The following is a 3,992-nucleotide window of genomic DNA, read 5'->3' as shown; positions in this document are numbered from 1 at the left end:
ACCGGCCAGCATTCCCTGATTCTCCACCCGCCCGGCGCTGATCCGGCTGTCGCCCCCGGCAGCCAGTGTGCCGGTGTTGCTCAGCACACCCTGACTGGCAGCCTGTACATCCTGCGCCAGTTGCCGTGCCACCCGCAGCGGCGTGTCGTCTGTGGCCGGCAGCGTGATTTGCAGTGCACCCTCACTGACGAGATGCCCGCCGTTACGCAGGCTGTCCGCCGTCAGTAGCAGGCTCCCCGCCTGCCCCTCGCCGTCGTTGTCCACCGACGCCGCCCGCAGCACCGCCGCGCCCTGTGTCAGCAGACTACCGGTGCCGGTGTTGGTCAGCGCGTCGTTTGCCGTCAGCGTCAGCGCCGACAGCCCCAGCAGCTGCCCGGCATTGCGGATGGTCTGCGCCGTGACCGTCAGGTTGTCGCCCTGCCACTGCCCCTGATTGTCCAGCGCGGTGGCCGTCAGACGCCCCGCGCCCTGACTCAGCCACCGGCCCGATGCCTGATTGCGCGCCGTCCCGGCTATCGCCAGCGTCAGTGCGTCCACCCCCAGCAGCGTGCCGCCATTGTCCAGCCGCTCGCCGGTCAGTTGCAGGGTGCGGCTCTCCAGCCGCCCGCCGTTGATCACGTCACGGGCGCTCAGCGTCAGGTCCCTGCCGGCCAGCATTCCCTGATTCTCCACCCGCCCGGCGCTGATCCGGCTGTCGCCCCCGGCAGCCAGTGTGCCGGTGTTGCTCAGGCTGCCTGCCGGCAGCCCCGCAGCCTGTACATCCTGCGCCAGTTGCCGTGCCGCCCGCAGCGGCGTGTCGTCCGTTGCCGGCAGAGTGATTTGCAGCGCGCCCTCACTGATGATATGCCCGCCGTTACGCAGGCTGTCCGCCGTCAGTAGCAGGCTGTCCGCCTGCCACGCACCGTCGTTGTCCACCGACGCCGCCCGCAGCACCGCCGCGCCCTGTGTCAGCAGACTACCGGTGCCGGTGTTGGTCAGCGCGTCGTTTGCCGTCAGCGTCAGCGCCGACAGCCCCAGCAGTTGCCCGGCATTGCGGATGGTCTGCGTCGTGACCGTCAGGTTGTCGCCCTGCCAGTTTCCCTGATTGTCCAGCTCAGTGGCCGTCAGACGCCCCGCGCCCTGGCTCAGCCACCGGCCCGATGCCTGATTACGCGCCGTTCCGGCTATCGCCAGCGTCAGTGCGTCCACCCCCAGCAGCGTGCCGCTGTTGTCCAGCCCCGCCGCCGTCAGCTCAAGCCGCTGTCCTTCCAGCCGCCCGGCGTTGAACAACCGGTCCGCCGTCAACGTCACCGCCCCGTTGCCCAATACCCGGCTGCCTGCGCCGCCGGTATAGTCCTGCAACAGGGCCAGCGTCACGCCGTCCGTCGCCAGCAACGAACCGGCGTTTGCCAGCGTATCCGCGTTCAGGGTCAGGGCGTTCCCCTGCCACAGCCCCTGCGTGTTCACCGCGCCGGCCTGCACCTGCCAGTCGCCGTTGCTGAGCAGCTGGCCGTCCGCGCCCATACTCAGTGCGCCGGTCAGCCGCAGCTCACCGCCCCGTTCCGCCAGCAGCGTGCCGCCATTGTCCAGCCGCTCGCCGGTCAGTTGCAGGGTGCGGCTCTCCAGCCGTCCGCCGTTGATCACGTCACGGGCGCTCAGCGTCAGGTCCCTGCCGGCCAGCATTCCCTGATTCTCCACCCGCCCGGCGCTGATCCGGCTGTCGCCCCCGGCAGCCAGCGTGCCGCTGTTGCTCAGGCTGCCTGCCGGCAGCCCCGCAGCCTGTACATCCTGCGCCAGTTGCCGTGCCGCCCGCAGCGGCGTGTCGTCCGTTGCCGGCAGCGTGATTTGCAGCGCGCCCTCACTGATGATATGCCCACCGTTACGCAGGCTGTCCGCCGTCAGTAGCAGGCTCCCCGCCTGTCCCTCACCGTCGTTGTCCACACGGGCCGCGGTCAGCACCGCTGCGCCCTGCGTCAGCAGTCTGCCGGTCCCGGCGTTGGTCAGTGCGTCGTTTGCCGTCAGCGTCAGGGCGGAGAGACCCAGCAGTTCCCCGGCATTGCGCAGGGTCTGCGCCGTGACCGTCAGGTTGTCGCCCTGCCACTGCCCCTGATTGTCCAGCGTGTGGGCCGTCAGACGCCCCGCGCCCTGACTCAGCCACCGGCCCGATGCCTGATTACGCGCCGTTCCGGCTATCGCCAGCGTCAGCGCGTCCACCCCCAGCAGCGTGCCGCTGTTATCCAGCCCCGCCGCCGTCAGCTCAAGCCGCTGTCCTTCCAGTCGTCCGGCGTTGGTCAGCCCACCGGGCAGGGTCACCGTCAGCGACCGCCCCCCGGTGATGCTGCCGGTGTTGTCCAGTTGCTGACCGCTGAGCGCAATACGTTCGCCGGCCAGAACCCCCTGATTGATCAGTTGGTGTCCGGTGACCGCCAGCGTGCTGCCCTGCCAGTGTCCGCCGCCGTTGGTGATATCCGCCCCGTCCAGCGTCAGCGCGGCCTCACTGTACAGGTCCCCCGCGCCGTCATAGTCCCCGCTCAATTTCAGCGTCAGCGCGCCCTGTGTCGCCACCTGTCCCGCATTGTGCAGGTCCGCCCCGGCGACCGTCAGGTTACCCCGCACCGACAGCGTCCCCCGGTTGTCCAGTACGCCCGGCGACAGCGTCGCCTCGCCGTTCGCAGCCAGCGTCCCACTGTTGGAAAGCCGGCCCGATGGTGACAGCGCCACCGTGAGTGCGCCGTCGCTCTGTATCCGCCCGCCGTTGCGCAGCTGGTCTGCCGTCAGTAGCAGGCTCCCCGCCTGCCACCCGCCATCGTTGTCCACCGATGCCGCCGTCAGCACCGCCGCGCCCTGCGTCAGCAGGTTGCCGGTCCCGGTGTTGGTCAGCTCGTCGTTTGCCGTCAGCGTCAGCGCCGACAGCCCCAGCAGCTGCCCGGCGTTGCGGATGGCCTGCGCCATGACATCAATACGGTCGCTCTGCCAGTTTCCCTGATTGTCCAGCGTGTGGGCCGTCAGACGTCCCGCGCCCTGGCTCAGCCACCGGCCCGATGCCTGATTGCGCGCCGTCCCGGTTATCGCCAGCGTCAGCGCGTCCACCCCCAGCAGCGTGCCGCCGTTGTCCAGCCCCGCCGCCGTCAGCTCAAGCCGCTGTCCTTTCAGCAGACCGGTGTTGGTCAGCGCCCCGTCCAGTTTCAGCGCCGTCTGCGCCGTGCCGGTAAACGTCCCCTGATTGTCCAGCGTGTCGCCCCGCAGCCGCAGTCCGCTGCCCTGCAACGTACCGCCGTTACCCAGTCGCCCGGCAGCCATGTCCCACGACCCCGCGGCCAGCAGCGACCCGCCGTTATCCAGTTCATCCAGCGTCAGCCGCCCGTCGCCGCCCAGGCTCACCGTGCCCTGATTGCGCCACCGTCCGCCGTCCAGTGTCAGCCCCTGCGCCGTTACGCTGCCGCCGGTATCCACCGCACCGGCCAATACCGTCACCTGCCCGCCGCTGGTCAGCGCGCCGTCCGCCGTCTGGCTGAATCCCGTCGCCGCCGTCAGCCCCACCGACTGGCGACCCTGCACCCGTCCGCCGTTCCACAGCGCATCACCGCTCAGCGTCACCGTGTCACCCGACAGCACCCCGCGGTTGACCGTCTGCCCCGCCTGTATTGTCAGCGCGCCCCCCGACAGCAGTGACCCGCTGTTGTCCAGCCCGGTCTGAGCCTGTATCGACAGCCCCTCGTCCGCCGACAGCGTCCCGCCGTTAACCAACTGCGCCGTCTGGACCCCGACCTGACGCCCGCTCACCGTACCCGTATTGCTCAGCCCCGGCGTCATCAGGCTCACCTGACCGCCCGCCAGCGTGCCCCGGTTGGTCAGGCTCGCCGCGCTCACCGTCAGTCCGCCTCCCGCCAGCAGCGTGCCGTCCCACTGCGCCGTCGCCAGCCCGTCCAGCGACAGGTCGCCCGTCGCCTGCCAGCGGCCCGACCCGCTCAGCCCGCTGCCGCTGACCGTCAGCGTCTGCGCCCCCGCGTCAC

At 70.2% G+C, this 3,992-nt stretch carries 1 protein-coding gene; it reads right to left on the bottom strand.

What is annotated here, in order from left to right:
• A partial coding sequence (locus tag Dpoa2040_RS16645; RefSeq protein ID WP_371810665.1) for a beta strand repeat-containing protein occupies positions 1–3,992 on the bottom strand: 3,992 nt, incomplete at both ends.

This window comes from Dickeya sp. CFBP 2040 (assembly GCF_012273755.1).
Lineage (GTDB): Bacteria > Pseudomonadota > Gammaproteobacteria > Enterobacterales > Enterobacteriaceae > Dickeya > Dickeya poaceiphila.
Note: the sequence above shows the minus strand (reverse complement) of the source record. Positions and strands in the feature narration are given on the sequence as shown.